The following is a 5,089-nucleotide window of genomic DNA, read 5'->3' on the forward strand; positions in this document are numbered from 1 at the left end:
TTAGCTACTTTAGGACGCGAACATAAAATAATTCAGTTGACTATTCTGACTCACCAACGTGATTTGACGTAGAACCATAAAATAAAAAATGCTGCAGATCAATATGACCTACAACACCTTTTGTTAATTCATTAACGAGCGTAAATATGCGTCTATAAATGGATCAATTTCACCGTCCATTACCGCCTGTGTGTTTCCCGTTTCTTCGTTTGTTCGATGGTCTTTAACCATGGAATATGGATGGAAAACATAAGAACGAATTTGACTTCCCCAACCAATTTCTTTTTGTTCTCCTCGTATTTCATCTAACGCTTCTCGTTGTTTTTCTATTTCTAATTGATATAGCTTTGCTTTTAACATTTTCATCGCTTGGTCACGGTTTTTTATTTGTGAACGCTCTGATTGACACGTCACTACAGTATTCGTTGGCAAGTGTGTAATTCGAACAGCTGAATCTGTTGTATTCACGTGCTGACCACCTGCACCACTCGAACGATACGTATCTATTTTCAAATCCTCTGTGTTGATAGCCACATCTATATCATCATCTAATTCTGGCATTACGTCACATGATACAAAAGAGGTATGACGTCTCCCTGAAGAGTCAAACGGAGAAATCCGCACTAAACGATGCACTCCTTTTTCCGCTTTTAAGTATCCATATGCGTTATGACCTTTAATCAATAGTGTCACACTTTTTACACCGGCTTCGTCTCCTGGAAGATAGTCTAATGTTTCTACTTTAAAGTTTTTTGATTCGGCCCAACGTGTATACATCCTTAGTAGCATACTGGCCCAATCTTGTGATTCTGTTCCTCCAGCACCCGGATGTAATTCTAATATCGCATTATTTTTATCATAGGCCTCACTTAGAAGCATAAATAGCTCAAATTGATTCAATGCTTCTGTTAACGCTTGGACTTCAGGCTCTAATTCTGCGCGTAATTCTTGGTCATCTTCTTCTTTTACTAGCTCATAGGAAACTTCTAAATTTTCTAATGCTTCTTCCTGTTCATCAAACGTATGAACTAAGTCTTTCAACCCGTTCAATTCATTGATTACTTTTTGGGCTGTTTGTTGCTGTTCCCAAAAATCTGGGACAGTCATTTCTTCTTCTAATTCTGCAATTCTTGCCCGCTTTTCTTCTAGGTCAAAGAGACCCCCTAAAGTCCGCTAATCGATTAGCCATTTTTTCTAATTCTTGCTTGATTTCTGATAACTCCATTTCTCATTCACCTCAAAATCATTTATTTTATCATTCATTTGGAAAGACAAGACACTTCTTATAATAGAAGTGTCTATTTAATCATTTATTTTCCATGACAATGTTTGTATTTTTTCCCACTACCACACGGGCATGGGTCATTTCGTCCAACATTATCTGCTTTAACGAAAGGTTGTTTTTTCTTTTCTTTTTTATTTTCATCTCCAGAAACAGCTGTAGCGTTTTTCGCAACTTCTTGGCGTTGTAAATTATCACGGACTTGGGCTTTCATCACGTAACGGGTAACCTCTTCGTTAATCGATTCAACCATTGCTTCAAACATCGAGAAGCCTTCCATTTGATACTCACGCAACGGGTCGTTTTGCCCATAAGCACGTAAATGAATACCTTGGCGGAGCTGATCCATTTGATCAATGTGATCCATCCATTTCGTATCAACTGTACGCAAGACAATCACTTTCTCAAACTCTCGCATTTGCTCTGATGTTAACTCTTGCTCTTTTTGATCATATTTTTCACGAACTTTAGTCATAATAAGATCAATCATTTGATCAGGCTCTTTATTTTTTAAATCTGATTCTACTAGATATTTTTCTTCAACTACATTCGCGTGTACATATTCAATCACTGCACTTGTATCCCACTTTTCGGGATCCTCTTCTTGGGTATGTGCACGAACAGTTGTTTCTATGACGGTCTGAATCATTTGTTCAATAATTTCACGCAAATTATCAGAATCAATCACATCGAAACGTTGTTTATAAATAATTTCACGTTGTTGGCGCAATACATCATCATAAGACAGAATCGTTTTACGTGCATCAAAGTTATTTCCTTCGACACGTTTTTGTGCAGATTCTACAGCACGAGAAACTACTTTACTTTCAATCGGTTGTGCATCATCCATGCCAAATCGATCCATCATCGCACGCATATTATCAGAACCGAAGCGGCGCATTAATTCATCTTCCATTGATAAGTAAAACTGTGTCACCCCGGGATCACCTTGACGACCTGAACGACCTCGGAGCTGGTTATCAATCCGACGGGACTCATGGCGCTCGGTACCAATGACAGCTAAACCGCCAAGTTCTTTGACACCTTCACCAAGTTTAATATCTGTTCCACGACCAGCCATGTTCGTAGCAATCGTGACAGCACCCGTCTGACCGGCATTTTCAATAATTTCCGCTTCTCGATAGTGATTTTTCGCGTTTAATACATTATGTTTGACACCAGATTTTTTAAGCAACTTCGAAATCAACTCAGATGTTTCTACTGCTACTGTCCCTACAAGAACAGGTTGCCCTGCATGATATCTTTTTTTAATATCTTCAACAACAGCTTGAAATTTTCCATTCATTGTTTTAAAGATTAAGTCAGGTTTATCGTCACGTACAATTGGACGATTCGTTGGTATAGCAATAACATCCATATTGTAAATATTTCTAAATTCTTCTTCTTCTGTTTTAGCAGTACCAGTCATACCAGCTAGTTTTTCATACATGCGGAAAAAGTTTTGGAAAGTAATCGAAGCAAGTGTCATACTTTCATTTTGTATTTGCAAGCCTTCCTTCGCTTCAATTGCTTGATGCAGGCCATCACTATATCTTCTCCCTTTCATTAAACGACCAGTGAATTGGTCAACAATAACGACCTGAGCTTCTTCAATCACATAATCCATATCACGATGCATGGTCACATGGGCTTTTAATGCTTGATTAATATGATGCGTTAAAGTCACATGGTTTAAATCAAACAAGTTTTCTACACTAAAAAATCGCTCTGCTTTATTAATGCCTTCTTCTGTTAATTGAACCCCTTTTGTTTTTTCATCATAAGTATAATCTGCTTCATTTTGTAACGTACGAACGAAGGAGTTTGCTTGTTGGTATAAACTTGCTGATTTTCTCGCTGAACCAGAAATAATTAATGGTGTTCTAGCTTCATCAATTAAAATCGAGTCTACCTCATCAATGATCGCAAATGGTAATGGGCGTTGTACCATTTGTTCTTTATACAGCACCATATTATCGCGTAAATAATCGAATCCAAATTCATTATTTGTACCGTACGTAATATCAGCTAAGTATGCATCTCGCTTTTCTTCTTTAGTCATGTCATTTCGATTTAAACCAACAGTCAAACCTAAAAATTCATAAAGCTTTCCCATTTCTTCTGCATCACGGCTGGCTAAGTATTCGTTAACAGTGATAATGTGTACGCCTTTGCCTGATAATGCATTTAAATAAGCAGGCATAGTTGATGCAAGGGTTTTCCCTTCACCAGTCTTCATTTCTGCAATATTACCATCATGCAAAGCAACAGCACCTAGCAACTGAACTGAAAAAGGACGCATATGTAATACACGTTTCGCGCCTTCACGAACAACTGCATAAGCTTCAACGAGTAAGTCATCTAACTGTTCGCCATCTTGATAACGTTGTTTAAATTCTTCTGTTTTTGCTTTTAACGCATCGTCAGATAATTTTTCATAGTCATTTTCTAATGCTTCTATTTGATCTACTATTTTTTGAAGTTGATTCAGTTGACGTTGATTTCCGTCAAATACTTTTTTTAATAATCCACGCATTTTATAAGCTCCTTATTAATAAAATACATTACTTCTTTTGTTATACTTTACGTTTAGGCTATCATTAATCATAACACTAGCATTTGGCAAAAACAAGCATAGTGGCAGAAGAAACAGGGGTAGAAGCAAGAAATTTAGTGATGTGGGTTTGTTTGTCTTATGAAAGGATAACTTGTATATTTTTTATTAAAACTTTATACTGAACGTAAGATGAAAAAGAGACGAGGTAGATAAATGCAGGTGTATCGACCAGTAACGAAATCAGTAAAATTGTTGGAATTAGAAGCACTCTTGCCAAGGCTGCATCAAGCTACTCAGCACTATGAATATGCAGAGGTATTATTAAGGAAAGAACAAGCTGGTTACCTAGGGGAATTAAGCTTGAATTATTTTTTTATTTAATTGAAATCTCAGAATCTATTCTACTGTACGGCCTCCGACTTCCTGCAACGAATAACGCTTTTCAACTCGATGCGTTGTTATTAACTCCAAACGCCCACTATCTAACTTGAAGCAAAAAATATTAAAGGAACAATTACATTTAATCAGGCAGAACAATTGGTTCGTTCCGTTGATGGAGTGAGCGAAGTGTTCCAAAACCCACAAACTCAAATTAACGAACAAGTTATCCATTTGAAAAAATTTCTCCATGAATATCGATTTCCACAAGTTCCAATTCACACTATTGTTTGTTTTACTCATCCTAAAGTAAATCTGAACATTGGTCTATCTCGTAATAATATGATTACGAGCGAACAACTACCCAGTCTGATCAGAGAACTTTCACATTACCCAACAAAAAATAAATTAAACACTATGAAGCTAGGAGAATTAGCACACTTCTTAGATAGACATCACACAGATTATCGGTTACATTTTCGTCAAAAATATCATCTTTCTAACGGTCACATTCGTAATGGTGTTTGGTGCACAGGTTGTAAAAAATCGATGATGAATCGTGAGAAACGAACTTGGATTTTCCCAATGTGTGGAACAAAAGATAAATTAGCGCACAAGCAGGCATTAATAGATTACGCATTAATCTATAAGGAAACAATTCGAAATGAAGAAGCACGACGTTTTTTGTGTGTTCAATCCGACTCCATAGTGAAAAGATTACTAGCTGGATTAAATCTCAATGCCCGTGGAGAAAATAAAGCAAGAGAATATTGTTTGAGCACCCTACGTGAGGATTGTGCGCCGATATTTTTGCGTGTGCGCCGATATTTTTGCGTGTGCGCCGATATTTTTGCGTGTGCGCCGATATTTTT

The 5,089-nt window shown here is 37.0% G+C and carries 4 protein-coding genes; 2 read left to right on the forward strand and 2 right to left on the reverse strand.

Annotated elements, in window-relative coordinates; all coding sequences use genetic code 11:
• Positions 1-123 precede the first annotated feature (123 nt).
• Both prfB and secA read right to left on the reverse strand, forming a co-directional pair.
• A protein-coding gene (prfB, locus tag ACH6CY_RS15360; protein WP_374068190.1) for a peptide chain release factor 2 occupies positions 124-1,225 on the reverse strand; the annotation gives its coding sequence in 2 pieces (ribosomal slippage) (positions 124-1,152 and positions 1,154-1,225; 1,101 coding nt in all).
• An 85-nt stretch (positions 1,226-1,310) separates the two neighbouring features.
• Positions 1,311-3,818: a preprotein translocase subunit SecA gene (gene secA / locus ACH6CY_RS15365; RefSeq protein ID WP_374068191.1), complete on the reverse strand. Its 2,508-nt coding sequence runs from the start codon at positions 3,816-3,818 to the stop codon at positions 1,311-1,313.
• 234 nt (positions 3,819-4,052) lie between these two features.
• On the opposite strand from secA, the gene ACH6CY_RS15370 reads away from it, so the two are divergent.
• Together ACH6CY_RS15370 and ACH6CY_RS15375 are read left to right on the forward strand one after the other, a co-directional pair.
• The gene (locus ACH6CY_RS15370) at positions 4,053-4,220 is read left to right on the forward strand and encodes a hypothetical protein (RefSeq protein ID WP_374068192.1); all 168 of its coding nucleotides are present in this window, start codon (positions 4,053-4,055) and stop codon (positions 4,218-4,220) included.
• Between the two features lie 156 nt (positions 4,221-4,376).
• On the forward strand, positions 4,377-5,089 hold a 713-nt coding region (locus ACH6CY_RS15375), incomplete at its 3' end, for a hypothetical protein (RefSeq protein WP_374068193.1).

Source organism: Paraliobacillus sp. JSM ZJ581 (genome assembly GCF_044383835.1).
Lineage (GTDB): Bacteria > Bacillota > Bacilli > Bacillales > Amphibacillaceae > Paraliobacillus.